This window comes from Fervidobacterium sp. (assembly GCA_026419195.1).
Lineage (GTDB): Bacteria > Thermotogota > Thermotogae > Thermotogales > Fervidobacteriaceae > Fervidobacterium.
In genome coordinates, this window is record JANZZV010000109.1 from 1 (window position 1) to 560 (window position 560).

Genomic DNA, 560 nt, shown 5'->3' on the forward strand with positions numbered 1-560 from the left:
GCTAAGGGACGTGTGGAGGCTCAGAAGCCACCTTCTGTTATTCCTGAAGCACCTGCAAAACCGAAGGCGCCACCTGTAGAGGCCAAACCGGTTCAGTTTGCTCCGCTTCAGGCTCAGGCTCCTACAGCTGTCCCACCTAAGAATATAGATCTGATTCTTGATATTCCGCTTAAGGTTACTGTGGAGCTTGGTAAAACTGAGATGTATATAAGGGATATATTGAACTTGGGACCTGGATCTATAATAGAGCTTGACAAGTTAGCCGGTGAGCCGGTTGAAGTGCTTGTAAATGGTAAGCCCGTGGCTCGTGGAGAAGTTGTTGTGATAGATGAAAACTTTGGTGTTAGGATAACAGATATAATCTCTCCTAGAGAGAGGTTAGAAAAGCTAACATAGCTTGATTAGAATCCTTAGGAAGGGAGAGGATGAAGTGTATGGGTGCTCGCGTTTTGATAGTGGATGATGCGGCTTTTATGAGGATGATGTTAAGGGATATATTAACTAAGAACGGTTATGAGGTTGCGGGTGAGGCAGAGAACGGAGTGCAGGCTGTTGAGAGA

General features: G+C 45.7%; 2 protein-coding genes. Both read left to right on the forward strand.

The annotated features are described in order from the left end of the window. The coding region (gene fliN, locus N2Z58_09500) for a flagellar motor switch protein FliN (protein ID MCX7654892.1) at nt 1-396 on the forward strand (396 nt) is incomplete at its 5' end. A gap of 38 nt (nt 397-434) precedes the next feature. After that, nucleotides 435-560: chemotaxis protein CheY (cheY, locus tag N2Z58_09505; GenBank protein ID MCX7654893.1), on the forward strand; the 126-nt coding region annotated here is incomplete at its 3' end.